Origin of the sequence: Stenotrophomonas sp. HMSC10F07, from assembly GCF_001807895.1 — a bacterium.
GTDB lineage: Bacteria > Pseudomonadota > Gammaproteobacteria > Xanthomonadales > Xanthomonadaceae > Stenotrophomonas > Stenotrophomonas sepilia.
Genome location: NZ_KV791347.1, coordinates 1 through 25,250, shown reverse-complemented (window position 1 = coordinate 25,250; position 25,250 = coordinate 1). Strand labels below are relative to the sequence as shown.

Annotated in this window: 23 protein-coding genes; 8 read left to right on the top strand and 15 right to left on the bottom strand. The window is 62.0% G+C overall.

Translation table 11 applies throughout. The features are described from left to right. Positions 1 to 46: 46 nt before the first annotated feature. Complete coding sequence (locus HMPREF3114_RS05630) at positions 47 to 634, bottom strand: TetR/AcrR family transcriptional regulator (RefSeq protein ID WP_053498394.1); 588 nt, start codon at positions 632 to 634, stop codon at positions 47 to 49. A gap of 233 nt (positions 635 to 867) precedes the next feature. Here HMPREF3114_RS05630 and HMPREF3114_RS05625 point away from each other — a divergent pair, with 233 nt between their 5' ends. From HMPREF3114_RS05625 to HMPREF3114_RS05615, 3 genes are read left to right on the top strand one after another with little or no spacing between them, the layout of a single operon-like run. After that, positions 868 to 1,323: an SRPBCC family protein gene (locus HMPREF3114_RS05625; RefSeq protein ID WP_053498396.1), complete on the top strand. Its 456-nt coding sequence runs from the start codon at positions 868 to 870 to the stop codon at positions 1,321 to 1,323. A 10-nt stretch (positions 1,324 to 1,333) separates the two neighbouring features. Further along, positions 1,334 to 1,666, top strand: coding sequence for an ArsR/SmtB family transcription factor (locus HMPREF3114_RS05620; protein WP_053498398.1), 333 nt, complete (start codon positions 1,334 to 1,336; stop codon positions 1,664 to 1,666). 2 nt (positions 1,667 to 1,668) lie between these two features. Next, positions 1,669 to 2,127 (top strand): SRPBCC family protein, encoded by a 459-nt coding sequence (locus HMPREF3114_RS05615; protein WP_053498399.1) that lies wholly within the window; start codon positions 1,669 to 1,671, stop codon positions 2,125 to 2,127. Between the two features lie 54 nt (positions 2,128 to 2,181). Here HMPREF3114_RS05615 and HMPREF3114_RS05610 read toward each other — a convergent pair whose 3' ends face one another. Continuing rightward, the gene (locus HMPREF3114_RS05610; RefSeq protein WP_053498401.1) at positions 2,182 to 3,459 is read right to left on the bottom strand and encodes an alpha/beta hydrolase family protein; all 1,278 of its coding nucleotides are present in this window, start codon (positions 3,457 to 3,459) and stop codon (positions 2,182 to 2,184) included. A gap of 166 nt (positions 3,460 to 3,625) precedes the next feature. Between HMPREF3114_RS05610 and HMPREF3114_RS05605 the strand changes: the two genes are divergently transcribed. Both HMPREF3114_RS05605 and HMPREF3114_RS05600 read left to right on the top strand, forming a co-directional pair. Further along, positions 3,626 to 5,467 (top strand): hypothetical protein, encoded by a 1,842-nt coding sequence (locus tag HMPREF3114_RS05605; protein ID WP_141750784.1) that lies wholly within the window; start codon positions 3,626 to 3,628, stop codon positions 5,465 to 5,467. A 157-nt stretch (positions 5,468 to 5,624) separates the two neighbouring features. Further along, a complete protein-coding gene (locus tag HMPREF3114_RS05600; RefSeq protein WP_053498405.1) occupies positions 5,625 to 6,380 on the top strand; it encodes a COG4705 family protein in 756 nt (251 codons plus the stop codon). Here HMPREF3114_RS05600 and HMPREF3114_RS05595 read toward each other — a convergent pair. The 8 genes from HMPREF3114_RS05595 to HMPREF3114_RS05555 all read right to left on the bottom strand — a co-directional run bounded on the left by HMPREF3114_RS05595 (position 6,377) and on the right by HMPREF3114_RS05555 (position 15,051). Then, on the bottom strand, positions 6,377 to 7,159 hold the full coding sequence (locus HMPREF3114_RS05595; RefSeq protein ID WP_053498407.1) for a 3-hydroxybutyrate dehydrogenase: 783 nt from the start codon (positions 7,157 to 7,159) through the stop codon (positions 6,377 to 6,379). The two genes, HMPREF3114_RS05600 and HMPREF3114_RS05595, sit on opposite strands and share 4 nt — an antisense overlap. A 505-nt stretch (positions 7,160 to 7,664) precedes the next feature. Then, entirely contained in the window at positions 7,665 to 8,210 is a 546-nt protein-coding gene (locus tag HMPREF3114_RS21170; protein WP_154582241.1) for a hypothetical protein, read from the bottom strand. Positions 8,211 to 8,213: 3 nt separating this feature from the next. Next, positions 8,214 to 9,260 carry a hypothetical protein gene (locus HMPREF3114_RS05580; protein ID WP_053498411.1) on the bottom strand — a complete coding sequence of 349 codons (1,047 nt, stop codon included), beginning with the start codon at positions 9,258 to 9,260 and terminating at the stop codon, positions 8,214 to 8,216. Further along, complete coding sequence (locus HMPREF3114_RS05575) at positions 9,257 to 10,291, bottom strand: radical SAM protein (protein WP_032129299.1); 1,035 nt, start codon at positions 10,289 to 10,291, stop codon at positions 9,257 to 9,259. The genes HMPREF3114_RS05580 and HMPREF3114_RS05575 overlap by 4 nt, the downstream gene beginning before the upstream one ends. A gap of 174 nt (positions 10,292 to 10,465) precedes the next feature. Beyond that, the gene (locus HMPREF3114_RS05570; RefSeq protein ID WP_229766020.1) at positions 10,466 to 11,752 is read right to left on the bottom strand and encodes an alpha/beta hydrolase; all 1,287 of its coding nucleotides are present in this window, start codon (positions 11,750 to 11,752) and stop codon (positions 10,466 to 10,468) included. Positions 11,753 to 12,316: 564 nt separating this feature from the next. After that, the gene (locus HMPREF3114_RS05565) at positions 12,317 to 12,796 is read right to left on the bottom strand and encodes a hypothetical protein (protein ID WP_229766021.1); all 480 of its coding nucleotides are present in this window, start codon (positions 12,794 to 12,796) and stop codon (positions 12,317 to 12,319) included. 79 nt (positions 12,797 to 12,875) lie between these two features. After that, a complete protein-coding gene (locus tag HMPREF3114_RS05560) occupies positions 12,876 to 13,607 on the bottom strand; it encodes a hypothetical protein (protein ID WP_053498413.1) in 732 nt (243 codons plus the stop codon). Positions 13,608 to 13,698: 91 nt separating this feature from the next. Beyond that, entirely contained in the window at positions 13,699 to 15,051 is a 1,353-nt protein-coding gene (locus HMPREF3114_RS05555; RefSeq protein ID WP_053498415.1) for a DUF1963 domain-containing protein, read from the bottom strand. Between the two features lie 398 nt (positions 15,052 to 15,449). Between HMPREF3114_RS05555 and HMPREF3114_RS05550 the strand changes: the two genes are divergently transcribed. Then, complete coding sequence (locus HMPREF3114_RS05550) at positions 15,450 to 16,025, top strand: 5' nucleotidase, NT5C type (RefSeq protein ID WP_070489316.1); 576 nt, start codon at positions 15,450 to 15,452, stop codon at positions 16,023 to 16,025. A 93-nt stretch (positions 16,026 to 16,118) separates the two neighbouring features. Here the strand turns inward: HMPREF3114_RS05550 and HMPREF3114_RS05545 are convergent, their stop codons facing one another. After that, positions 16,119 to 16,958: a type 1 glutamine amidotransferase domain-containing protein gene (locus HMPREF3114_RS05545; protein ID WP_053498419.1), complete on the bottom strand. Its 840-nt coding sequence runs from the start codon at positions 16,956 to 16,958 to the stop codon at positions 16,119 to 16,121. Between the two features lie 97 nt (positions 16,959 to 17,055). On the opposite strand from HMPREF3114_RS05545, the gene HMPREF3114_RS05540 reads away from it, so the two are divergent. Both HMPREF3114_RS05540 and HMPREF3114_RS05535 read left to right on the top strand, forming a co-directional pair. Continuing rightward, positions 17,056 to 17,973 carry a LysR family transcriptional regulator gene (locus HMPREF3114_RS05540; RefSeq protein WP_053498421.1) on the top strand — a complete coding sequence of 306 codons (918 nt, stop codon included), beginning with the start codon at positions 17,056 to 17,058 and terminating at the stop codon, positions 17,971 to 17,973. A 548-nt stretch (positions 17,974 to 18,521) separates the two neighbouring features. Continuing rightward, positions 18,522 to 18,878, top strand: a complete 357-nt coding sequence (locus HMPREF3114_RS05535) for a hypothetical protein (protein ID WP_053498424.1) — start codon at positions 18,522 to 18,524, stop codon at positions 18,876 to 18,878. Positions 18,879 to 19,012: 134 nt separating this feature from the next. Here the strand turns inward: HMPREF3114_RS05535 and HMPREF3114_RS05530 are convergent, their stop codons facing one another. The 4 genes from HMPREF3114_RS05530 to guaB all read right to left on the bottom strand — a co-directional run bounded on the left by HMPREF3114_RS05530 (position 19,013) and on the right by guaB (position 24,994). After that, a complete protein-coding gene (locus HMPREF3114_RS05530; RefSeq protein ID WP_080375081.1) occupies positions 19,013 to 20,050 on the bottom strand; it encodes a DUF4238 domain-containing protein in 1,038 nt (345 codons plus the stop codon). 382 nt (positions 20,051 to 20,432) lie between these two features. After that, the gene (locus HMPREF3114_RS20895; protein ID WP_141750782.1) at positions 20,433 to 20,699 is read right to left on the bottom strand and encodes a hypothetical protein; all 267 of its coding nucleotides are present in this window, start codon (positions 20,697 to 20,699) and stop codon (positions 20,433 to 20,435) included. 1,168 nt (positions 20,700 to 21,867) lie between these two features. After that, positions 21,868 to 23,433 carry a glutamine-hydrolyzing GMP synthase gene (guaA, locus tag HMPREF3114_RS05525; RefSeq protein WP_053498427.1) on the bottom strand — a complete coding sequence of 522 codons (1,566 nt, stop codon included), beginning with the start codon at positions 23,431 to 23,433 and terminating at the stop codon, positions 21,868 to 21,870. 103 nt (positions 23,434 to 23,536) lie between these two features. Next, the gene (guaB, locus tag HMPREF3114_RS05520) at positions 23,537 to 24,994 is read right to left on the bottom strand and encodes an IMP dehydrogenase (protein ID WP_005409308.1); all 1,458 of its coding nucleotides are present in this window, start codon (positions 24,992 to 24,994) and stop codon (positions 23,537 to 23,539) included. Positions 24,995 to 25,250 lie beyond the last annotated feature (256 nt).

The window sequence follows — 25,250 nt, the reverse complement described above, 5'->3', positions numbered from 1 at the left end:
ATTCAAAAAAGAAGGCCTACGTTGCCGCAGGCCCACCACACATCCATCAGGCAGCCGCGCTCACCCGCGCGATGGCCAGCCGTGCCAGCGCAGCAAACGTCGCCGCGTCACCGAAGCCGCGCGCCGCAAGCATCGCGCCATGCACCGATGACATGAACGCCCTGGCCTCATCGGCCGCCGAGCCCTGCAATTGCAGTTGGCCCATGGCAGCGCCCTTTTCCAGCGTGAGCGCCAACCAGCCGCTCAAGTCCTCGAAATGCCCGCGTACTTCATCGGCAATCTCCGCTGGGATCATCGGTGCCTCGGCCGCCAGCATCGCGCAGATGCAGAACGAGGACGTGCCACCGGCGATACAGCTCGACCAGTAGTCCACATAAGCGTTGAGCTCCTGCAGCGGGTCGCCCAGCTGCCGGTCCAGCAGCGCCAGGCCTTCGCGCGCCTCGGCCCGGTACAGCTCAACCACCGTGCGCACCAGGTCTGCCTTGCTAGGGAAGTGGTGATGGATACTGGCCTTGCTGATGTTCACCCGCGCCGACACGTCGGCGTAGCTGAAGCCGTTGTAGCCACCGGCCTCCAGCAGCGAACGGGCGTGGGCCAGGATCTCCTGGGCCTTGGGCGAGAGCGGCTCTTTCATGCCGTCAACCTACTAGTAGGTTGGCTGCCTGTCAACTAGCCGCGGCCGGGTGGGCAGCATCTGGTAGTGCCGGCCGCTGGCCGGCAACTGCACGCACCCAACTCCACCGGGATGCCGGCCAGCGGCCGGCACTACCAAACCCGGGCATTCGTGGCGGGTTTTGACATGCAGGTATTTACCTGCATATAGTCCACTCAAGGGCGGCGCCTGCCGGCCCATGCGAGGAACCTGCAATGGTGGATATCGCACACCGGGTCGGCATCAAGGCCCCCGCAAGCCAGGTGTATCAAGCACTGGCCACCCCCGAAGGCGTGGCGGCCTGGTGGGCTGAAGAAACCCACGGCGACCGCGATGTCGGCGGCACGGTCAAGGCGCGCTTCACGAACAACGGCCAGGAGATCGGTGCGATGGAAATGAAGCTGGAACAGCTCATTCCCGGCGAGCTGGTGCTCTGGCAGTTCCTCGCCGGTCCTGCTGAATGGATAGGTACCCACGTGCGCTTCGCGCTGAAGCAGGAGGGCGACTACTGCATCGTCCTGTTCACCCATGAAGGCTGGAAAGAGCGCGTCGAATTCACCTCCCACTGCAGTACCAAGTGGGCGGTGTTCCTGATGAGCCTGAAAGCACTGCTGGAAACCGGCAAAGGCCAACCCAACCCCCACGACGTCAGGATCGACAACTGGAACTGAAGACTTCCCCATGGCGGTAGACCACGTGCGCGACGCAGACAGGGTGTTCAGGGCGCTGGCCGACCCCACGCGCCGGACGCTGCTGGACCTGCTCTGCGAAGACAACGGCCAGACGCTGGGCCAGTTGTGCGAGCACCTGGACATGGCCCGGCAATCGGTCACCCAGCACCTTGGCCTGCTGGAAGACGCCAACCTGATCAGCACCGTGCGCCGTGGCCGCGAGAAGCTGCACTTCATCAACCCGGTGCCGCTGCATGAAGTCTACGAACGCTGGGTACGCAAGTTCGAGCAGCAGCGCCTGAGCCTGCTGCATGACCTGAAACGAGAGCTGGAAGGAGAATGACGATGTCCGTTGAATCGACCCGCTTCATCCACGTGATCTATATCGCCTCCACGCCACAGAAGGTGTTCGAGGCCATCACCCGGCCCGAGATCGCCCGCCGCTACTGGGGCCATGAAAACGTCTCGGACTGGAAACCCGGCTCGCGCTGGCAGCACGTGCGCGCCAACGAAACGCGCTCGGTCGAACTGGTCGGCGAAGTGGTGGAAAGCAACCCGCCCTCGCGGCTGGTCATCACCTGGGCCGCCGCCTCGCAGGCCGACAACCCGGGCGCCTACAGCCGGGTGACCTTCGAGATCGTGCCCTACCAGGACATGGTGCGGCTGACCGTTACCCACGACGAGTTGGAACCCGGCAGCGGCATGGATACCGGCATCCGCCAGGGCTGGCCGATCGTGCTGTCGAGCCTGAAGTCGCTGCTGGAGACCGGCAAGGGGCTGGATGTGTTTGCGAAGCCGAACTGAGTCGTGCCGCACTCGGCGGCGGAGCGCCATCCGCCGCCAGCGCTCCCCACCCGGTCAATCACTCACTCTGAGTGAACGCCCATAACTGCCATGCACATCCTGCTTGATCCAATCAGCGAGCAGGCGCAGATAGCCGTCGGTGATCCGCGTCGACACGCGGTTGCCCTCGGCATCGGCGCGGAACTCGACCATGCCATGGTCGGTGTCGGGGAACAGGTAGGTCTCGATCGGCTGTCCTGACGCGCGCAGGCGCGACAGGACCGAACGCGTGGCGGCAATCGGCGCGGCGCGGTCCTGCTCGGCCAGCACCCATAGCAGCGGCACCTTCAAACGGCGCAGCGCAGCCTCGGCATCGTAGTCCCAGATCAGCTCCAGGTTGTCGAAGCGCGCGCGACCGATCCGGCGCAGGTCGGCGTCGCTCATGCGCAGCATGTCACCGCTGTATTCGCCACTGATGGTCTTTGACCACGGCGCGGCACCCACCTGCGCACGCACCTTCGCCAGCGCCTCGAAACCTTCACTGAAATGCGTGCGCATCAGCTGCGCGGTGGCCTCTGACAGCTGGCCGACCTGCTTCATCGCCGCTGCATCCAGCTGCATGCGGCGCGCCTCGTCGAACAACTGCTCGCGGTCCTCCTCGATCGGTGACACCACCAGCCCGAAACCGATCGCCACGAAATCCGCCTGCGAGCGCGTCGCCGCCAGCGGCGCGATCCAACCGCCCTGGCTACCACCGAAGTACCCGGCCCGACCGAAACGCCCCGCCGCCAGCTCACGTGCCTTCGCCAAGGCCGCTGCCGCATCGTCAGCCAGCAGCTCGAAGTTCTGCGTGTACTCGCCTTCCGAATCGCCGGTGCCACGCTTCTGGTAGGCAAACACCGAGATCCCCTGCGCCACCAGCATGCGTTGGTAGATCGCCGCCACCGCCATCGTGCGTTCCGAGCCGTGCACCAGCACCACCAGCGGCCGCGTCGGGTCGGCCGGGCCAGCCGGCTCGATCAACTGCCCGACCAGCCTGGTTCCCGCACTGATGAAGGTCGCATCGGTATCGCGGGTCTGCAGTCGCTGCCAGCGCTGCGCGGCTCCCGCAGACGACCTGAAGCTGACCACATCGCCGCTGCAGCTCACCGGTGTGTTGGCATCGCCTGTGGCACCACGTCGCCCGTCCAGCATCAGATAACGCTGGCCCGTGGCCGGTGCCGCAGCGGGTGCGCCCAGCACCACGATGTTGCCCTGCCCGTCACCGTAGGCGCTGGCCGTGCACAATGCAGTGGCTGCAGCGGGCAGCGCCGCAGACAGAAGTACCGCCGTCAGCAACAGGTTTGTTCCCATCAGTGCCTCGGACCTCGGTCGAAGTGTGCTGCCCAGCGCCAGCAGCAGCGAGATGCAGCGTAGCGCGTCCGGTGGTTGGCGTCATCGTCCTACAGTCCGGGCGCGTTGCATATTTCGTAGGCGTCCGATGGAAGCCTCCCGGCCCTGCGGCGAGGCTGATGCCCCCTTGAACCGCATCATCGATGCCGCAACTCCCCGGACGCGCATGATCCCCTCCCGAATCACCCTGGGCCTTCTGGCCTCTCTCACCGCAGCGCCTGCGTTCGCCGCGCTTCCAAACTGCCCCTACCAGTTCTGGTCTCCGCCTTCCCTCAAGTACAAGGAAAAACTACCCAACACGCACGCTCCGGGCGACAACACCTGCAGGAACACGGAGCTTTCCATCACGGATTGGTACTGGATGGACCGGGTCGAGCTTCCCGATCGCTTCCGGAACCTCAGGATCAAGAACATGTCCGTCTACCCGTCAAGCGTGGTGGAGATCCAAGGCCCGATCTACAACGTTCCGGGCGGGCCATTGAAGCTGCCCAGCGGCGAATCCATCGAGTTCCACGCCAACGCTACTGGTAGCGAGGGCGCATGGCTTGAATGGCAATCCAGCCTCGAGCTGAGCGTGCCCAACCAGCAACGCTGGCAGATCCCGACCAGCAAGCACCTGGTCTCCTTTGTCGTACTGCGCGATGGGCAACATGCTCGCGAGCTGCTACTGCCCAACCAGGGCACGGCCTATCAAACCATCGTGATCGACAACCTAGCGACCACGCCGACAGAGGTACTGGGTGGGGGTACGGACTTCCTCGACCAGCGAATCACCGTCCACCGCAAGCAGCTGGCGCGTGCGGAGTATGATCCCGCCAGGAAGGTGTGGACGTGGGTGCACGCACCGTACTACCACAACAACGACCCTCGGACCTGGGAGCACCGCGTTTCTTCCCGCACTATCGTGGAATTCAGCGATGGCAAGTGGGCGGGACTCATCACGCTGCCCCGTACACGTTCTGATCGCGACAGGATGATCTATCGTTCAAGCGCCTCCATCGACTCCGTCATCCGCCTTGACTACGGTGCACCCCAGGTGATCCTGCGCAAGGGTGACGAACTCGAGTTCGTCTTCCTCGCCGAACTGGGACATTGGCAGCTTGTTCGCCGGAGTGGGAAGGAGGTGAAGTTCCATGAGCTGCGCAATGGAAAGCTCGAGGAGAAGACCTCGTTTGTCCGCGTGGTGGTCGGCTCTCCCAATACGTCTTACCGGACGCTGACCCTGCCCAAGCCGGAGACCGAACGGCGCGTGCTTGTGGAGAACACGGCGCTGTGGCAGATCGATGTCGCCCACGGCACGCTGCGCGAAACGGTACGGCCACGCGAACAGGTTGCGTTCCGGGTCAATGACAAGGGCGTTTGGGAGCGTGAAACAACCACCATCGATCTACTGTTCATTGTCGACCAGCAGGTGGAAGCCGTTGGTGGGATGGGCGGCGCATTGAAGCTCATGGAGGAGAACCTCAAGCTGACCAATGAGGCCCTTGAAAACTCGGGCGCCACCTTCCGCTATCGCCAGGCCTACACGTTGGCGGACGATTTCACCTTCCCGGGCGTGGAGTCATTCGATATCGCCTACCGCCTGGCGCACGACCCCGACGTGACGGCCATCCGCAAGCTGATCAGGGCCGACGGCGTCTACTACGGCGGCACGCTCAACACCAACAAGCGGCTGCCGTGCGGCAACGCATACGCAGCCCCCTCTCAGGGCATCTACTCGATTGCCACATCGCTGCTGTGCCCCACCACCACGCTGCGCCAGCAGGTCGCCTACGGCCTGGGCATGCCCAAGGCGCAGCCGCGCCAGCCGGTACCCGTCATTGGCTACGGCAATGAATTGCCGTACTACCCGACCCCGAACAGAGTGCTGCCCGACGGCTACCGCATGTTCAACCCTGGGCAGGAAGGCTATGTGGACAGGATGAACGAACGCGCCGAACTGGTCGCAGGATTCTCCGACCTGCTGTAAGTACCCCTGCCGCCCGGGTTCGCCCGGGCGGCAGCCTCCAAGGCCGGCGCACCGCTGCATACGCCAGATGAGCAGGAACGACGCGTGAACCCGGTTCCGACCGCGCTCCGACGCCGCCCGCCACAGCATCGCCCACAGGCTCCCCAGGCGACGTTCGATGAGTGCTTCAGACGCAGATTCCCTGCACAGCAAAGTGGCGGCGGTCACCCTCGGCTTCTGGGTGATGAAGATCGCCGCCACCACCCTCGGCGAGACTGCGGGCGATCTGCTGTCGATGACGCTCAGCCTGGGCTACGTGGCCAGCTCGGCCATCCTGCTGGCGATCTTTGCCGGCCTGCTGGGCATGCAGTTGTCGGCGCGGCGCTTCCACCCGGTGCTGTTCTGGTCGGTGGTGCTGGCGACCAGCACCGCCGGCACCACCCTGTCGGACCTGATCGACCGCACGCTCGGCCTGGGCTACGCCACCGGCGCCAGCCTGCTGGCCGGTTGCCTGGCGCTGGTGTTGCTGGCCTGGCGCATGTCGGAGAAGTCGATCTCGGTCAGCAATATCGCATCGCGCCGCGCCGAAGGCTTCTACTGGACCGCCGTGCTGTTCTCCAACACGCTGGGCACCGCGCTGGGGGATTTCCTCGCCGACGATTCCGGGCTGGGCTTCACCGGCGGCGCACTGCTGATCGGCAGCCTCATCGCGCTCACCGCACTGGCCAGCCGCATCAAGGGCATCAACCGGGTCATCCTGTTCTGGATCGCCTTCGTGCTCACCCGCCCGTTCGGCGCCACCTTCGGCGACCTGCTCACCAAGCCGCTGGAAAAGGGCGGGCTGGGCTTCGGTACGGTCGGCTCGTCGCTGGTGCTGTTCACCATCCTGTTAACGCTGGTGACGCTGCAGCGGCGCACCCAACCGGCCAGCTAACGCGCGGTCCAGGCCCCATCCACCGGCAGCGCCGTGCCGGTGATCTGGGCAGCGGCATCCGAGGCCAGGAACACCACCATCTCGCCCAGCTGCTCGGGCGTCACAAACTGCAACGACGGCTGCTTCTCGGCCAGCAGCGCACGCGCGGCGTCCTCCTGATTCAGGCTCTCGCGCTCGGCCAACGCAGTGATCTGCTGCTCGACCAGCGCCGTTCGCACCCAGCCTGGGCAGATCGCGTTTGCGGTGATGCCGGTGCCCGCATTCTCCAGCGCGGTCACCTTGGTGAACCCCACCACGCCATGCTTGGCCGCTACATAGGCGGACTTGTTCACCGAGCCGACCAGCCCGTGCACCGACGCGATGTTGATGATGCGGCCGGCGCCCTGCTGCTTCATGTGCGGCAGCGCCGCCGCCGTTGCATGGAACACCGCCGACAGGTTCAGCGCCAGGATCGCATCCCACTTGTCGACCGGGAATTCCTCGATCGACGCGGTGTGCTGGATGCCCGCGTTGTTCACCAGGATGTCGATGCGGCCCATCGTCGTCACGACGCGGTCGATCATCGCGCGCACCGCCTCGCCCCGGGAAAGGTCCGCGCCATCGTGCACCACCCGCACGCCGAACTCAGCTTCCAGGCGGGTACGGATGCGTTCGATCTCCGCCGCATCGCCGAAGCCATTCAGCACGATATCGGCACCTTGCCGCGCCAGCGCCGTGGCGATGCCAAGACCGATACCGCTGGTGGAGCCGGTGACCACCGCAACCTTTCCACTGAACATGGGTGAGCTTCCATTGGGCGTAGGTGGCCAGTGTAGCTTCACCGGCGCGCCCCTTTAAGCGACGCTACCTTGGTCAATCAACGGTTAGAACGCGTTGGGTACCCGCGGAGGGAAGTGTCCAGCGTTCATTCAAAACGGTACACCTCAGAGGGGGCGCAGTCGTGGCCCGCTAGCGATACTGTCCGACTCCCACATAGGGCAATGCATCCATGCTTTGTCCGGCGGATCGAAATCGAACAGGTCCGAAAATAGCTTCTGCAGCCGTTCTACTCCCCCCACCGCCAACCGGGGGGGGCGCCTTTCATCCAGCAGATGAGGACAAGGACCAACACTACGGCCCACGTGTAGAGCTGAAACGCGATGGGCTCGCGAAATGGAGAGAACAGAAACGGACCCGCCAGCAGCAGGCCGAATGCGACTGCGTACACCAGCCAGCCCTGCCACGCGCACGGCATCCCCCAACCCCATCCGTACTTTTTCCTGGTAAACCAGTACTTCCTGCTGATCATTGCAATCTTCCTCGATGGCCGCCGGTCTCACGTACCTGATCCAAGCATGCATTGAGCTGTTCATGAAGACGTCGGTCCAGAATCAAGTCAGTATCCCCTCTGGTTGTGACGAGAACAGAGCTACGGTCCGTGCGCAGCACGAAGACGTTGCGACCGTTCTGCATGCGGAACTTGCCAAGTTCAACGCCCCCTGTGCTGGTCCCAAGTTGCCGGTGAGGCAGCGTGATCCTTGAAGCATCGGAAGCGTCCTGCCACGAGACACTGGAAAGCGGGAGCTGCAGTCGGACAAACGCTGCTGACCCAATCAGCTGGCCATCTGTAACGGCGATGTACGCTGTTCGCGCTTGATATACGAGGCCAAAGGCAACTACGACAACAACGGCCAGCGCCGAGCCGAGCGCAATATTCCTGGCTGGCACCCCGCCAGAGCGGGGGGCCAGCCATACTGCGATCAGAACCACGGCTGCTGCCACGCATATGCCGAGAGGAAGCGCATAGGCATGAATCAGGGAGACGTCCAGCGTGGATCGGCACATCATCATGAACTACTCCGCAGAGATTGACCGCATGCCGTAAACGTAAGTCGCTTCGACAATCGTCTCAAATGCATCTTCTTCATAGGTGACAAGGCCGACGTTTCGCATCGCGCGCAGGAACGAGCGAACCTCGTTCTTTATTACGAGTTTTGCGTGTTCGTCGTAAAGGCCGGGGGCTCCCAGGATGGAAGCTGCACGATGTGCAACGTCGCAACTGTCGCAGATGTCACCGTCCAGCCGACTCAGCTGGCCGTTGAACACATGATTGTATGACGGTATCTGGGTCTCGTTTCCGGCAACCACTACCTGGTTCACAACGGCAACCATGGTGAATGCAGCCACGGCTACGGTCACACCAACAATGGCGTCAACAGCCGCAACCACAATCACAGCCGCGCCAACAACCGCTTGACCAGGGGCTGTCCGCAGAAGCTCCGCCACACTGGCGAGGGCCGCGAGGTCTGCCGTTGTAGGAGGCTTGTCAGTAGCTTTGATGAAAGCGAGTACCGATTCGGCATCGGGAGACTCGTCCCCAGAAAGCTCCATCACGCCGCGGATCATGTCTATATTGCTCTGGAGTGCGTGCTGCATCTTCATGGTGAGCACGTCTTCCTTTGGACGCGCCAACGCACCAGATGCCTGGAGATAGTTCAACATTTGCGTATAGTCACGGCGTTTGGCCGCGTCTTGTACATCCCTATCCGACAGAGCAACCAGCAGAGCCAGAGATGGTGCGTTCAGTGTCTCTTTGCTGGTGTCGAACCCAAGCGTGGAAAGATATCGACCAGGATTGGTGTTGAAGAGCGAACGCTTCTTCTCGTCAGAAAACATATCGACAGCAGCGGCACTCAACTTTGACCAGTGATCCCAGCCGGCTGCAGGCATGCCGCTACGCGAGAGTGGAAGAAGCATTCGTGTTGCGTTGACATCCGTGCCGCCGGTAAGGCTCGCAGGTGTGCCGAACACCCTCTTGTCGCCCGCGGCAGCCGCCGCCCCGGAAATTGATGCAGCAGCACTGGCCGCGAGTGTGGACTGGATGAACTTCCGCCGCTTCATTTGAACGCTCCTTGTTGCCGGGAAAGGGTGTCTACTGCCTTACCGAGTGCGTGGCGACTCATTACCTCTGGAATGAACTTCTGGTAATCCGATTCAAGTCTTGCGCGCACTTCACTGTTCTTGTGAAGCACTGCGCAGTCGTGGCACATGTGCACCGATCCATTCAGTAGTTCATCGGCTTTCTCTTCGCCCATCACGCGCCTGATGATCTCCGCAGGGCCGTCCACTCTGATCCAGAACTTGAGGAAATCGTCCGTTTGAGAGAGATAGGCGTTGCTGACGCCATCCTCGAGACGCCCAACTTTCATCTCTGGGATGTGCTCAAGTGTCAGTCCGCAACAGGCAGCGACTTCCTTGTAGGGCGTGACAACGATGTTGTCATGAATCTGGTGGCACGGGGCTATTCGCAGGTGCTGTGGAACCGTATTCTCGCGCTTGACCTGATCGCTTTTGAACTCCATCCAGCTGTTTGACTGCAGTTGCAAGCCCTTCTTCAGAAGCATCCGTATTGTCGAATCCTCGGCGAAGGTCGCCATTGTTCGACCGTCTTCCGTGTCTGCCTCCACCGTCACGAGAACGTGCAGCCCCGCAGTGAGGCCGGCCTCGGCAGCATTGACCACGGAAGAATGAGGTACCCACTCCTGATGATCTTTGCCGGAGCTGATATTGAGCTCTTTCAATCCTGCGGTTGAAAGCTTTTCAGCCCAACGCTTCGCGGTGGATCGGGTCTTCGCCCAGGAGCCATTCGATACCATCCGCGTGCCGAGCCCTAGCGATGTCGCTTCGGCTATCACACTGATCAAATCGTCTTTGAGAAGTGTCGCCTCGCCGCCGGTGAAGACGATGACAGACAGCGAGGGGAAGGAGCCTTTGGCATCATGAAGCGCTGTGATCATCTCATCGCGACTGAGCCTTCCTTTGACCGTCGGGCTCGACTCGAAACAGCACTGAACGCATGCCGCAGTGCAGCGATAGGTTGTGATAAACGTCAGCGTCCTGGGCGATAGCACCTGGGTAGCGCATAAATCCATTTTTGCTTCTCCATGTTACTGGCAAGGGCCAATCCGGGCCGCCTGTGGACACTACGACGGGTCCAAACAGCAAATCCACCATAAGGGATATTTCGGAAGATTGAAACCCCGCAGATCTTCGATTGCATATTTGACGTGAGAACGCCTACGGGCGCTCATGGCCCGACAGCCTCATTACTTCTGGGCTTTAAGCCAACGTGCGAGATCGCTGATCATTACCGGGTCCACGTTTCCGGGCTGCATGTATTCCTGGGGGGAAGCCGGGCCATCACCTGCAATGCCGAGGTGGTTGAGTGCGGAATACTCTCTCAGTTGCACTTCCTGCTGCCCCTCCAGCGATTCGTTCCACATGCGCCAGTCAATCGCTGTTACCTGAAAATCGCGGCCACCATGCAATAGAAGCAATGGTTTCCGGAGTGACCTGGCGTCGCCGCGCGCGTCAACTGCTTCGATGCTCTTCCAGAAGGATTGGGGTGCACCCAGCGGGAGCTTGCTGGCCTCAACTTCCTGATCACCCAAAGCAGCCGCGATTTGTGTATCCAGCATGGCCAGCTGCTCTTCCGCTTTTGGCCCAAGCTGCCCGTCTACCGAAAGGAGGCGGCGGGTCTGCTCTGGAATAATCTGCAACAGGCTTCGCGCGGGTGCGGCCCATAGGACTACCCCTCTCACTTCAGGTGATCGCTGGGCGATGCGCGGCGCCAGCATCGCGCCTTGGCTATGGCCCAGCACAAATAGACGCTTGCCATCTATGCTTCGATCAGCGCCCAACGCCGTGAGCGCGGCAACCGCATCGTCGGTTGTTTCATCATCAATGCTGAAGTCGCCATTAAGATCCTGGGGGCGCGCACGGCTTCGCTTGTCGTATCGAAGTACTGCGATACCCTGCGCGGCGAGACCGCGCGCGACGTCCAAGAAGGGCCGATTGGGTCCAACGGTTTCGTCACGATCCTGCGGTCCTGAGCCATGCACCAGCACAACGGCGGGAAATGGGCCTTCTCCTTTGGGAAGCGATAGCGTGCCTGGAAGCGCACCGCGTGCCTGTGGAACGATGAAATCGATCTCATGGTAGCTGGCATTGGCCGGGGCCGGCGCCGCTTGTTCGGGCGCGGCGGGCCGCAACATTAACCCGGCGACTTTCTCCTGTTTGTCGACCACCACTTGTGCAACAAATCGACCGTTGCTGAACTGCAATGGCACCAACACCAGCTGCATGCCTTCATGAGTGCTGATCGCTGCCAGGCCACGACTCTTCAAAGTCCCCAATGAGTTCCACAGGGTGCTGAGAGATTCCGCCGGTACCGCTTCGGCCATTTGTGGAGTGAACATTGCTTCGGCTTCAGCGATGCGCCCAGCCTCCAGGTGATCGAGCAAGCGGGCTACGACTTGCTCAGGCTCTGCTGCGACCGCTGAATGAACAAGCATCGTTAGCGACAAGATCAACATCCCAATGCGCTTCTTCAATGTTATAGCTCCATCTTGACGCTGCCCAACAGAGGTAGTCAGCGTCGACGTGATAGCGCTCACCAACCCAGTTCTGGCGGATTCGTTGAGTCGAGGCAGCGCATACGCAGTTCATCCTGAATGACGCCATCATGGATGCATGCGGGTACGGAGGTCAACGTTTGCTAGAGGTGGCTGCGATTCTTGGTTGGAGATGGGTCGCAAGCAAGCGGGGATATTCGTCTAGAGCGCGCTACGAACTTTGAAGCAGATATACCCCTCGCTGACACAGGCCGGCTTCACAGCCTGACCGGTCACATGCTGGACCTTCCGAGCCAGAGTGCCAACCTGCGCGCGCTCCTGCTCATTCGCCAGCACGGGCAATATATGGCCGAGCGTGTCCACGGCAATGTGAAACTTGCTTCCATTCTTGCGTTTATTGTCGTCATAGCCTGCGCGCGGGCCACCCCCGCACGTCGATTGCGCAACAAACGCCCATTTCTCATCGATCACATCGGTCGAACATGGGCTGCGCGCTGTGATGCCATTGCAGTGACACTGTTCATACCGAACTTCAAACACGCTCTAGAAGAGAACGCTCGCTCGATCAACGGTCGCGAGCGGATTAGCCTTCCGCACCGCCTCCAGGAACAGCAGGAAATCGCGGTTGAACAGCGTCAGGTTGTTGGTGAACGTCACGCACTTTCTGCCCGAAGCTTTGCTGAAGCACACCTGCCAGACATAGCGCCCGTAGATCCTGTCGGACGTTCGTGTGACTGAGGTGATCTGCGAGAGCGGAACCGCCGTGGGCACTGGCCCACGCCGCAGGTAAAAGGACGCCGCATCAAAGAAGTAGTGCTCGCGATCCTCTTTGCCATCCACCATCACCAAGGTCATGGACCTACCGGAAATCCGGCGCGGAGCGTGCAAACGCAGCCCCGAGTTCACGGACGAGCGAGCACTTGCTGCCATTCGCCGAAGGGTGAACCAGAGAATCACCAACGGAAGCGCCGCGAGCACAATGAAACCCACGGTCTTCAAAACAGTTTCCAGCGTGCTGGACACACAGATCTCCAGGATGAACGTTCAAGCGATGCCCAAGTAGATCCACGCCATGCGTGGATGACTCTCCCTCAACGCCTTTTCACTTCCAGTGATCCGGCCCCAGGAACGGCAGGCTCAACACAAACACCGGAACCGCCACAGGGATCAACGCGGCCCCCAGCACCTTGCCCGCCGCCGAACCCACACCCGGCTTGTCCTCCCTCTCCGGCAGGATCCGCTGCGCCCGCGCATTGATCGGCTGTGCCAGCTTCCCCTTCTCTGCCAGCGCCGCAGCATCCGGCAACTTCACCCGCTCGCCGTCGCCCTCGAACAGCGCGCTGTAATAGCCGCCGCCCTTTCTTGAAAGATTGCAGGCCCGGTCAAACGCCAGCGCGTAACGGGTCCGGTCCATCGGCAGGTAGTAGCGCGCCCGCTCCTCCACGGCCTTGGCCTCACGCGGGGTGACCTCAATCCGCTCCAGCTTGAACTGCGCGGCCTGTTGCGCCGTCACCTGCTCCGGCCGCAGCAGCAGCGCATAGCTGCCGTGCACCTTGGCCTTGTTGGCCGGGTCGCGCCAGTCTTCATGGAAGTACATCTGCGCGCAGGCCACCGCCTCGCGCAGCGGACTGTCCATCAGCGCGCGGTACTCGCGGAACGGTGCGGCATTGAAGCGCATCGGCTCGTCATAGCGCGGCAGCAAGTACAGCTGGCCGTCGTTGGCCACGAACGCACTGGTGATCTCGCGGCTAGAAGCGTGCTCCTCCGGGCCACTGGCACAGCCGGACAGCAAGCCAAGGCACAGGGCGGAGAGAATGAAGAAGGACGTTCGCATGTCGTGTTCGAGGGCTTCCCTGGGAAAATGGCCCCGCCCGAAGGGACGAGGCAAGCCCGTCATGGTGCCATGTCGGCCTTGCCATGCCCAATCAGTGCGACTCCACCACACCCACGACGCGGTCAAACCTGCCGTTGCGCAGGTCCTCACGACTCAACCAGAACGTGGCCTGGCCACAATCACCAAAGACCAGGTCAATCACCGGGTCACACGCCAACTGCAGCAGGCAGACCGCGTCGCCCTCGCCTTCCACGTCGGGCACGATGCCGTGCAAGCGCGGTACGTGCCCCAGCATCTGGTGCACCCGCGTCTCGGCGCAGCGCTTGCGGCCATCAGGCAACGTGCCCAGGCTTTCATCAAACGGCAGATGTTCGTCCTGCAGGTGGCGGTACATCAGTGCGGGTATGCGCGCGGCCGCAGCCGGCGAGCCCGCCGCGTAGGCAACTGCCGCCAGCAGTCCCTTGGTGAACGCCCGGCCCATGCCCAGGTCGGTCAGCGTCATACGCTCGAAGTCGTCGCTGATCTGTCCGATAACCCACTCACGGAATGCCTCCCGCGTTGCATCATCCGGGGCTTCATCCAGACCAATGGCGGCGGCGCGCTTCACCCATGCGTGTACATCGGCGTAATCAATACCCCCGCGCTTGCCTGCACGCCGTTCATTACCGATCACCCGCGAAAGGCGGTCAATGATGATGCCTACCTGGGGAAAATCGGTCTGGTAACGCAGCCATTGCACCGGGAACGTCCACGCAGGTGACTGCGGGCGCTCCCATTCCGTGGCGGCGTCCGCGCGCGGAAACAGGCCCGTGGCCGCCACCACCGCACCCAGCCGCATTTCGTCCAGGCGCGAGGGGTAGATCTCGTAATACGGCCGATCCTCCTCACCCGGCGGCAGCTCCAGCTCATCCGGCCAGGTATCCATGTGCCGCGCCACCAAGGGCCATTGAACATGCACGCACGGCCCGTCTTCCTCAGGCAGCAGCCAGGCAGGATTGCGGTGCGCATGGTCCGAAGGGCCTTCATCCAGAATCGGCCGCATGCCGTCCGGCAGCGCACGCACGTGCCGATCGGCCGCGACCTCGGGCGCGTACAGCACACGCACGCGTTGCTGTGGTTCGTCCGTGTCCCATATCTGCTCTTCGTCGTTCATGGCGAAGAAGAACAGCATGCCTTGCGAGGGCATATCGGGATCCACGCGTGGCAGCTCGGCGCAATCGATCTGCGCCAGGAAGTGCATCGGCGCCGCTTCGCCGTAACTCTCGCCAACCGGCCAATCCATCCCATCGGGCAATTGCGGCAGACCGCCTAGACGGCTGCGAACCCTGGGGAATGCCGCCGGCGGGTAGAAACGCTGCAGCACCAGGGCCGGGGTTCGGTGCTTGGCGAAGAAGGCCTCAAGCACGGCTTCGGCATGGTGGTCGCGCTGGTCAGCGTGGTACATTGAATCTGCCTGAGCATCCATTTCGGTGACGTCCTTTTGAGTCTGGATCGAGCGCCACAGGTATATCACCACCCGGCCTGCCTGTAGCGCCCGGCGATGATCCAATCACCAGCGCGCCAGATTGCTCCTTGGTTAGCGAAATGAGCCAGCGGTTGCGGGCCGTGCGTCTTGCCCAAGGGCCAGGTCAGCCACCCGGCAGGGCTTTGAAGAAGCGCCGCGACATAAGCCGCATTTCCAGTATGCCGATTGCGGCATCCGTGGGTCGCCGCCCCCTTCAGCCGTGCCGGCGCAGTCGGCATCGCGATTGCCGCCACGTCTGTCGCAATCGCCAAACACTTTGCCCCGCTACTGGGGAACCGATGAAGAAGAAAGCCCACTCTTGAAAGGAGAGCGCGTAAATGAACGCTGATGATGTGAAGTCAGTACCGATGATGGACCCGCTCGCGAACCAGCACACCGGTGGATCGAGTGCATCCAGACGCACCATCTACGTAGATCTTGATGGCGTAATGGCCGACTTCGACGCGGCATTTCCCGCCCTGTTTGGCCTGGACCACCGCGTGCTTGCCGACGATGAAATGTGGGGGCATATCAACAGCCACCCGTCATTCTTCCGCGACCTTCCGCCGATGCACGGTGCAGTGGAGTTCTTCCACAGCATCCACCACTTGAACCCGGTGATTCTCACGGCCTGCCCGAAATCGAACTATCCACTCGCTGCCATGCAGAAGCGGCAGTGGGTCCGCGAGCACCTGTCAGCAACCTGCCTGGTGTTGCCTGTGCTCGGCGGCAGGCACAAGCCTCTTTTCATGCACCAGCCAGGCGATGTTCTGATCGACGATTTCGAAGCGAACTGTGATGCCTGGACAGCGGCCGGAGGCGTGGCGATCAGGCACGCCGGCGATTGGACTGCGACGCGTCACGCGCTTTCCCAGATTGAAGATCTGTCAGGGGCAGCGCTGGCGAAGGGCTGATGCCCTCTCTGCCGACCACGTTGGCACTTCCATAGACAGGCCGAGGCGTTGGCCCCTCGGCCCACAAGGCCGGCACCCTGCTTCGTAGCCCCCTTACTTCAACCGCTCCACCAAGCGCTGCCCCACCTCCAGCGCCGAAGCAGGGTTCTGCCCGGTAATCAGCTCGCGGTCCACCACCACATGCCCGGTCCACGGCGTGGTGTTGCTGCTGAACGTCGCACCCGCCCGCTGCAGCGCGGTCTGCGGGTAGAACTTCATCTCACCGCCGCCCAGCAGCGGCTTGGCCTGCTCCTCTTCCTGGTTGCTGATCACCGTCATCTGGTAGCCGCTGTAGATCCACTTCGGCGTGGCCGGCGTCGCACCCGCTTCCAGCGTCGCCACGAAACCCGCAGCATCCGGTAGCGTGGACAGCAGCGCGATCGGCCCGTGGCAGACCAGCGCGGTAGTCTTGTTGCGCTGGTGGAAGTCGGCCAGCAACCGGCCCAGCGCCGGGCTCTTCAGCAGGTCCTGCATGGGCGCGTGGCCACCGGGGATGTAGACCGCATCGAAGCGCGCGTAGCCCTGCTGCTCCACGCGCGCCAGGCTGACCACCGGCGAAGCGGTCGGTGAGGTCAGCGCCAGCTTCTCCAGCAGCTCCTTGTGCAGCGTCAGCTGCGCGGCATCGTTGCCGAAGTACGCCGGCGTCACCGAAGACGCATCCACCGTCGGTGCCCGCCCCTGCGGCGTGGCGAAGGTCACCTGGTGGCCTGCGTCCAGCAGCAGCTTGACCGGCTGCATCAGCTCGTTGAGATAGAAGCCGGTGGACAGCACCTTGCCATCCTTCAGGTCCAGGTGGTTTTCGTCGGACAGCACCACCAGCACGTTGGCAGCCTGCGCGCCGCTGGCGGCCAGGGACAGGGCCAGCGCTGCGGCCAGCCGGGTCTTCAGGGTCATGGGGTAGCTCCTATTGGGGAATGGCGGCCACTTTATTCATCGCCCCAGCGGCGATAAATTGGCCCCATCGCAAAACATCTGTTCCCCGGAGAGCCAAATGAGCCGCAAGTTCGACTACCTGGGCGATGTGGAGGTGTTCCTGGCGGTGGTCGAGCACGGCTCGTTCACGGCCGGCGCCGTGGCGCTGTCCACCACGCCCTCGGTGCTGAGCCGCGCGGTCACCCGCCTGGAAGCGCGGCTGGGCCGGCAGCTGCTGCAGCGCACCACCCGCCGCGTGGGCCTGACCGACGCCGGGCGGCTCTATCTGGAACAGGTGCGCACCGCCTTCGGCCTGCTGGACGACGCCGAGCGCGACGTACTGGCCCAGGACGGTGCGCTGGCCGGCCGCGTGCGGCTGAGCGTGCCCACCACCTATGGCCACTACCGGCTGCCGCCCGTGCTGGCGCGCTTTGCGCAGCAGTACCCGCAGGTGCAGGTGGAACTGAACATCACCAACCGCAACGTGGACCTGGTGGCCGAAGGCTTCGACCTGGCCATCCGCCTGGGCCAGCTGCCGGACAGTGGGCTGGTGGGGCGGAAGCTGGAGGATGCGCCTTTGGTGCTGGTGGCTTCGCCGGACTACCTGCAGCGCCAGGGTACGCCGCAGACGCTGGACGACCTGCAGCAGCACCTGTGCCTGCCGTTCGTGATGCCGCGCACCGGGCGGCTGGCACCGTGGATCTTCCGCGACGGCGGGCGCGACGTGGACTGGCTGCCGCGTTCGTCCATCGAGACCTCCGACGATGTGCTGGGCGTGGTGTCGCTGGCCGAACAGGGCATCGGCATCTGCCAGAGCTATGAGTTCATCGTGCGCGAGCGGATGCAGCGTGGGCAGCTGGTGGAAGTGCTGCCGCAGCTGCGCGGGCGGTCTAGGCCGTTCTCGGTGATCTATGCGCCCCATCGGCGGCAGTCGGCGGCGGCGCGGGCGATGATTGAGTTGCTGGTGGGGAATGCGGCGGAGGCTGGCGCTGTTTGAAGCTGCGAGCTTGTTAACAGTGTCGGGTTTGAACCGCTTTTCGGGATGTGCGGCTGATCGCGTGCCGCTGCTTGGCGAGGCGGACTAAGAACTGTTGCAAAGAAGGCTGTCGCGCTATTCGCTTGTGGCATGGGCGATTGCGCCACTTTGATTCGCCATCAGCACAGCAGCTGCGCGAATGCGTCTGCTGGCGTCGCGTGCTGCACGAATGGTGCGTGCAACAATAGTTCTTCGCTCTCGGATTCAGCGATTCCTTCGCGAATTTCTATTGGCATTCGGAGCGGCGGCGTAAACACCATGGCGCGCCACCGACAACGGGTGGCTCGGGTCTGCAAACCCGAAGAAAGCGATGTCTGTAGTTTGCGCTTGCCCGTCGGCACCGTCCTTAACCGGTGCCGGCGGGCAATCCGTCGGCCTTTCTGGCGGGCGGTGCGTGGGGGCTTTCGGGCCCACCGGTTTATGACATCGCTTCTTCCGGTTTGCAGCCACGCATCGTCCGCCACCTCTTCACGGTGGCGCTGTTAAGCACAGCCACGGAAGCCGACGCCATGAACGAATCCGACACTTTCTCCTCGTACACCGTTGTTGAGCCCATCAACGACGACACTCCCCTGCCCGACCTGAACTCCCTGCTCGGCATCCTCAAGCGCATGCGCGGCTGCGAGGGAGCCGATGGGCACCCGTGGCCAGAGACCGATGTGTCACCCGGCCGCCGCGTGAGCCTGGCGAGGAGCGAGCGCGCGATGGTGGGCGCGCTGACGGTGCTGGAGGTTCTGCATGCAGCGGACCGCTGCCGGGTGGCAGCGGATCCGGAACGGCATTTGGATGAGGGGGTTGTGGATGGGCTATTTCTGGCCTGCCGAGGGTTGGTTGAGTGGGCGTGCCATGAGGTTAGGCCGGAGTGATCATCCTTGGTCACATCGATGCCTGCTGACGAATCTAGCGCCCGCCTCCGCTTAATAGAGGACGTTTAACGCCCTTGTTAAGCCGTGCCACGATTCGGCGTCAGCCTAAATGAAGTGCAAGGACGAGACATGCTTCAGAAGCTCGCGAGTTCTTCTAAGCTAACGATCGGGGTTGCTGCAGCGCCAATTAACTTCTTTAGCTCCTCAATGTGGATCGTTGACTCTTCGAGACTTATGAAGAAGTGGTTGGATAGCATCGCAGATAGTCGATTGACCTGCGCACTACCAGGGAACTCCGCCTCTGGGGTTCGAGCCCCGTGTATAAGCAGGTCTGGGCTGATAGGCAAGAAGATCTGATCAAGGAGGACACGCTTATCAACGTTACCCAAGGCCACGCGGGGCCGTGACTGACTGTCTAAGGCGGCGACCGCGCAATCACCGAGTACAAACGACTCCTCGGTTGTCTCAACCAAGGTGTATGAAAAATCATCAAAAAACGAGCTCCTCTTGTCCAATGCGCTCGTATCAGTAAAGACGCGAGACAAAGCCCCATTCGCAATCGTTGCTGCCTTCGATTCCAGATAGTCGAACAGTTGGTGTGATAGTGCATTGAAATCTTCGAGAATTCGGGGCTTACTACTTTCAAGCTCTCTCTTTATCTGCGGCCTGATGATGGCCCTCATGGCTGCGCGTCTATTTCTGTCAACCATACCGAACTCTTGCAACTGCTTATCTATCTGCGTGTCAATCCAGGCCGCGTCATTTATTTGTTCATCCAGCGCCTCTAGAGCCCAAGCCTGCTCAGCGGCCTTCTTTCTTAAAGTGCTAATCATGGCTGGCGCAAGCTCTTCCATCGCGTTTCGCATCTTGAGCGTGCGAATCGATAACGCGCCGAAAAGCATGGAAATATCACCACTCTCAGGCAATTCTTTGGTGCGCAACACCCGATCCAGAATTCCTCCAAGAATCGACTCGTTTGCTGTGATGTTGTCGTCAGCGCGGGTGTCTTCGATCGTTGAATAAAAGTCACGAATCGCGCCAACTCCCGTAGTGCTTGGGCTGTACCTCGATCGCTGCTCGTGAACATGTACGTAGTAGTTGTTTCTGACAACGCGATGACTAAAGGGGCGCTGCAAGAACTGAGGTAAGTAATGTTGCTTGCGACCGCTCATGTGGTGCGCCTTAGTGCCTGAATCAAGCCGAGCCGTGAAGCGGATTCGGCTTGGATGAATTGCCAGTAATCATTGCCACTGCTAGCGATAGCCTTGAGGCTTGCTTCGTGCGAGGCCGAATTCTCTCGGAACAGAATCCACCCACATCCTTCACGAAAACCATCGGACCCCGAGTCAGCGTGGTGAATGTACCAGCCATCCAACGCAGGCCCTCCACGTCGAGCTAGCGCTGCAAGCGGCTCTATTCCAAATCCCGAGAATAATATGGCGGTTCGATGGGCCTGGAGTTATGTGTCATGAGGCCAAACATCTGAATTGAGCCGTGCCGCGAAGCGGCATCGGCTTGAATCAATTCTCAGGCAGGAAGCCTCGTTTCACCGAACTACTTCTTCTTAGGTGGAGTCTTCTTCGTAGCTGCTGTCTTGGAAGCGGTCTTCTTAGTGGCTGCTGTCTTAGAAGCGGCCTTCTTCTTGGCCTCGCTTAGCGCAACACGAAGTTCCTTCTTCTCTGCATCCTTCACTTTTCCCTTTGCCTTCTCTGCAGCAAGACCCGCCTTAAGTGCCGCCACCTGGGCCAAGAGTCGATCCTCTCGAGGAGAGTGGTTCTTGCTACCTGGCCTGCGGCCACCTGTGCTCTTCTTCGTTGCCACGAGTTCCCCCTGTTATTGAATCGAAATTATGGGCCATGGGGCCCGATTGTACTGCCGCCCAACTAGCGAATAGCTGGCCTCTGGGTCCGGTTACGCGAACTATCTATAAAGCACCGCCAAGTGGATTTTCCCTTTGGTGCAGCTCGATCTTAGAGGGACTGGATCCAACTAACAAGCCATCGCGTAACCGAGTCCAGCGGCGGACACGCCGACTACTGTAAGCAGAAGCGCAAATTACGCGCAGGGTCCCATCACGCGCTGCGCGCAAAAGCGGTCATTACGGCACCTCAGCCTTTCAGTGTTGCCACTTGACGTACCGTTAGCGCAGCCAGATCCGCGCGAGAAACACGCTGGAATGTAAAAATTGCTAGATCAAGAGCTTCCAGAGACTTGATTCTTATGGCACCAGATAACGCTTGTGCGAAGCGCAGTTCAACGAAAGCTGTGCGAGCCATATGCGGCCGATTTGTCCAGACCCTGATCAAACACGTCGCCAGATTGCCCCCCACCTAGTGGGCGACCCACTGCCCGTACCTGTGAGCCACAGCCTTAGTGCCTACCCGGCGCGCTATCGCGGTTCTAGACCGCGGAGAAGGACCTACAGGCGCAGCGACTGGCTTGGAGCCTCCTGCCTGAAGGGCTCTACCACCAATATCTGTATCGATACCGAGACCACCAAGCCGGGATTCCGGAGCGCATTCAAAGCACGCAGGTGCTTGATCCCATTGGCGGGCGACAGCAGCAATGTGATTGCCGACCAGCATGACCGCAAACCGATATGCCTGGCACAATCAGCGTCTTGGCAGTTCGTTACAAGGCCTCGACTACCAAGGATTCACTCACCTTGCGCCCCCCCCCTAGAACCTTACGGAGCTCTCAAGGTAGTGCCAAGTCACCTAGTACGTCGAAGCGGGGCTTCGTTTTTTTCAGCCTGAAAGCCGTCAATCTGGATTTGATAGAACGCGGTGCTATGAACGTACTCTCTGAGGTGGGTGACGTCCTAGAGCGGCAGACAGGCGATGCGCTCTCGACAGTCGCATTCCAAACCCACGTCACGGGCAATGCAACCTTTTGGCAGAGCAGGTACTCCATTGCCCGCTGGTGCGCCTGATGAACAGCGAACCGCACAAAAAACAAGGGCGCCTTTCGGCGCCCTCATTCTTTCAAATCACTCCCACTCAATAGTAGCCGGCGGCTTCCCCGAGATGTCATAGACAACCCTTGAAACCCCCCGCAACTCATTGATGATCCGGTTGCTCACCGTACCCAGGAACTCATACGGCAGATGCGCCCAATGCGCGGTCATGAAGTCGATCGTCTCCACCGCCCTCAGCGCAATCACCCACTCATAAGCCCGCGCATCGCCCACCACGCCCACCGACTTCACCGGCAGGAACACGGCAAACGCCTGGCTGGTCTTGTCGTACAGATCGGCCTTGCGCAACTCATCAATGAAGATGGCATCGGCCTTGGCCAGCAGCTCGGCGTATTCGCGCTTCACTTCGCCCAGGATACGCACGCCCAGGCCCGGGCCCGGGAACGGATGGCGGTAGACCATGGTGCGCGGCAGGCCCAGCTCAACGCCCAGGCGGCGCACTTCGTCCTTGAACAGCTCGCGCAGCGGCTCCACCAGGCCCAGCTTCATGTGCTCCGGCAGGCCGCCCACGTTGTGGTGGCTCTTGATCACATGCGCCTTGCCGGTCTTGCTGCCGGCCGACTCGATCACGTCCGGGTAGATGGTGCCCTGCGCCAGCCACTTGGCGTTCTTCAGCTTGTTCGACTCTTCGTCGAAGATCTCAACGAACAGGTTGCCGATGATCTTGCGCTTGGCTTCCGGGTCGCTCACGCCTTCCAGCGCGGCGAAGTAACGGTCGGCGGCATTCACGCGCACCACCTTTACGCCCATGTGCTCGGCGAACATCGCCATCACCTGGTCGCCTTCCTGCCAGCGCAGCAGGCCGGTATCCACGAACACGCAGGTCAGCTTCTCGCCGATGGCCTTGTGCAGCAGCGCAGCCACAACGGACGAATCGACGCCGCCGGACAGGCCCAGGATCACTTCGTCATCGCCCACCTGTTCGCGCACGCGGGCGATCTGGTCGTCGATGATGTTGGCGGCGGTCCACAGGGTCTGGCAGCCGCACACGTCCACCACGAAGCGGCGCAGCAGCGTCTGGCCCTGCAGGGTGTGGGTCACTTCCGGGTGGAACTGCACGCCGTACCAGCGCTTTTCTTCGTTGGCCATGGCGGCCACCGGAATGCGGTCGGTGGTGGCGGTGATGGTGAAGCCCGGCGGCGCAACGGAGACGTGGTCGCCGTGGCTCATCCAGACATTCAGCTTCGGCTCGCCGCCGTGGTCGCTCAGGCCCTTGAACAGCGCATCGGGGTTGATCACGTTCACTTCGGCATGGCCGAATTCGCGCTGGTCAGCGGCTTCGGTGGCACCGCCCAGCTGAGCAGCCAGGGTCTGCATGCCGTAGCAGATGCCGAAGATCGGCAGGCCGCTGTCGAACACTTCCTGCGGCGCGGCCGGCGCACCCGGCAGCGTGGTCGATTCCGGGCCACCGGACAGGATGATGCCCTTGGCGCCGAACGCGGCGATCTCGGCCGGGTTGTGGTCCCACGCCCAGATTTCGCAGTAGACGCCCAGCTCGCGGATGCGGCGGGCGATCAGCTGCGTGTACTGCGCGCCGAAATCGAGGATGAGGATCTTGTCGTTATGGATGTTGGTCATGGCGCCCCGGCAATGCAGTAGGGAAAACGAAATCAGATTTACGGCGGCAGATGGAGAAAGAGGAACGGGAAGTGCTTCCCCGTTCCTCTTTGCTCGGCCCGCGTCAGGCGCGGTAGTTCGGCGGCTCTTTGGTGATCGTCACGTCGTGGACGTGGCTCTCACGCTGGCCGGCGCCGCTGATCTTCACGAACTTGGGCTTGCTGCGCATGTCTTCGATGGTGGCGCAGCCCACGTAGCCCATGGTGGCGCGCAGGCCGCCCATCAGCTGGTGGATGATGCCGCCCACCGGGCCGCGGTACGGCACGCGGCCTTCGATGCCTTCCGGCACCAGCTTGTCGGCGGTGGCGGCGTCCTGGAAGTAGCGGTCCTTCGACCCCTTCTCCATGGCAGCCAGCGAACCCATGCCGCGGTAGCTCTTGTACGAACGGCCCTGGTACAGCTCGGTCTCGCCCGGCGATTCCTCGGTACCGGCCAGCAGGCCACCGACCATGATGGTCGAGGCACCGGCGGCCAGCGCCTTGCCGATGTCGCCCGAGTAGCGGATGCCACCGTCGGCGATCAGCGGGATGCGGTCCTGCAGGGCTTCGGCCACCAGGTCGATCGCGGTGACCTGCGGCACGCCGACGCCGGCGACGACGCGGGTGGTGCAGATCGAGCCCGGGCCGATGCCGACCTTCACTGCGTCCGCGCCGCTGTCCAGCAGCGCCAGTGCGGCTTCGCCGGTGCAGATGTTGCCACCGATGACCTGCACGTTCGGGAAGTTCTTCTTCACCCAGCTGACGCGGTCCAGCACGCCCTGCGAGTGGCCGTGCGCGGTATCGACCACGATCACGTCCACGCCGGCGGCGACCAGCGCTTCCACGCGGCGATCGGTATCGCCACCCACGCCGACGGCAGCGCCGACCAGCAGGCGGGTCGACAGATCCTTGGCAGCGTTCGGGAAGTCGGTGTTCTTCTGGATGTCCTTGACGGTGATCAGGCCACGCAGTTCGAACGAATCATTGACCACCAGCACCTTTTCGATGCGGTTGCGGTGCAGCAGCTGCAGCACTTCGTCGCTGGCGGCGCCTTCCTTGACCGTGATCAGGCGATCCTTCTTGGTCATGATGTGGCGGACCGGATCATCCAGCTCGGTCTCGAAGCGCATGTCGCGGTGGGTCACGATGCCGGCCAGCAGGCCGTCGCTGCCCACCACCGGCACGCCGGAGATGTTGTGCGCCTGGGTCAGGGCCAGCACGTCGCGGATGGTGGTTTCCGGGCCGACGGTGATCGGGTCGCGGATGACACCGGCCTCGAACTTCTTGACCTTGGCCACTTCCGCGGCCTGCTGTTCCAGGCTGAGATTCTTGTGGATGATGCCCATGCCGCCGAGCTGGGCCATGGCGATGGCCAGTCGGGCTTCGGTGACGGTATCCATCGCGGCGGACAGGATCGGAAGCTTCAGCTTCAGGTCTCGGGTCAACCGCGTTTCGAGGTTGACGTCCTTGGGCAGGATGGTCGAGTGGGCGGGGACGAGCGAGACGTCGTCGTAAGTGAGTGCTTCAGCCTGGATGCGCAGCATCGGCATACCCGAGATGTGGGGAAGCGCGACATTTTACCCTGTTTTCGCGTCGCGTGGCAGGGGGTAGATGCGACGCAGTGTCGCGCGGGCGGCGATCGGTTCAGGAGGGCTTGGGTGGGTGCCAACCTTGGTTGGTACGATCCGTCCGGCACCTGGACCCCAGATGGGCCAATGGCCCCGATGGATGTGTGCCAACCAAGGGTGGCACCTACCAGGAGCGGGTCGGCGGGAATCGCGGGGCATCAATGCAACCCCG

Excerpts from the sequence above, each read along its gene's own strand:
- HMPREF3114_RS05620 (WP_053498398.1), top strand. The coding sequence starts at position 1,334 with ATGGCGGTAGACCACGTGCGCGACGCAGACAGGGTGTTCAGGGCGCTG.
- HMPREF3114_RS05610 (WP_053498401.1), bottom strand. The coding sequence starts at position 3,459 with ATGGGAACAAACCTGTTGCTGACGGCGGTACTTCTGTCTGCGGCGCTG.
- HMPREF3114_RS05535 (WP_053498424.1), top strand. The coding sequence starts at position 18,522 with ATGAACGAATCCGACACTTTCTCCTCGTACACCGTTGTTGAGCCCATC.
- HMPREF3114_RS05580 (WP_053498411.1), bottom strand. The coding sequence starts at position 9,260 with ATGAAGCGGCGGAAGTTCATCCAGTCCACACTCGCGGCCAGTGCTGCT.
- HMPREF3114_RS05600 (WP_053498405.1), top strand. The coding sequence starts at position 5,625 with ATGAGTGCTTCAGACGCAGATTCCCTGCACAGCAAAGTGGCGGCGGTC.
- guaA (WP_053498427.1), bottom strand. The coding sequence starts at position 23,433 with ATGACCAACATCCATAACGACAAGATCCTCATCCTCGATTTCGGCGCG.
- HMPREF3114_RS05595 (WP_053498407.1), bottom strand. The coding sequence starts at position 7,159 with ATGTTCAGTGGAAAGGTTGCGGTGGTCACCGGCTCCACCAGCGGTATC.
- HMPREF3114_RS05550 (WP_070489316.1), top strand. The coding sequence starts at position 15,450 with ATGAACGCTGATGATGTGAAGTCAGTACCGATGATGGACCCGCTCGCG.
- HMPREF3114_RS05540 (WP_053498421.1), top strand. The coding sequence starts at position 17,056 with ATGAGCCGCAAGTTCGACTACCTGGGCGATGTGGAGGTGTTCCTGGCG.
- HMPREF3114_RS05630 (WP_053498394.1), bottom strand. The coding sequence starts at position 634 with ATGAAAGAGCCGCTCTCGCCCAAGGCCCAGGAGATCCTGGCCCACGCC.
- HMPREF3114_RS05560 (WP_053498413.1), bottom strand. The coding sequence starts at position 13,607 with ATGCGAACGTCCTTCTTCATTCTCTCCGCCCTGTGCCTTGGCTTGCTG.
- guaB (WP_005409308.1), bottom strand. The coding sequence starts at position 24,994 with ATGCTGCGCATCCAGGCTGAAGCACTCACTTACGACGACGTCTCGCTC.
- HMPREF3114_RS05530 (WP_080375081.1), bottom strand. The coding sequence starts at position 20,050 with ATGAGCGGTCGCAAGCAACATTACTTACCTCAGTTCTTGCAGCGCCCC.
- HMPREF3114_RS05615 (WP_053498399.1), top strand. The coding sequence starts at position 1,669 with ATGTCCGTTGAATCGACCCGCTTCATCCACGTGATCTATATCGCCTCC.
- HMPREF3114_RS05555 (WP_053498415.1), bottom strand. The coding sequence starts at position 15,051 with ATGTACCACGCTGACCAGCGCGACCACCATGCCGAAGCCGTGCTTGAG.
- HMPREF3114_RS05625 (WP_053498396.1), top strand. The coding sequence starts at position 868 with ATGGTGGATATCGCACACCGGGTCGGCATCAAGGCCCCCGCAAGCCAG.
- HMPREF3114_RS05575 (WP_032129299.1), bottom strand. The coding sequence starts at position 10,291 with ATGGATTTATGCGCTACCCAGGTGCTATCGCCCAGGACGCTGACGTTT.
- HMPREF3114_RS05545 (WP_053498419.1), bottom strand. The coding sequence starts at position 16,958 with ATGACCCTGAAGACCCGGCTGGCCGCAGCGCTGGCCCTGTCCCTGGCC.
- HMPREF3114_RS21170 (WP_154582241.1), bottom strand. The coding sequence starts at position 8,210 with ATGATGATGTGCCGATCCACGCTGGACGTCTCCCTGATTCATGCCTAT.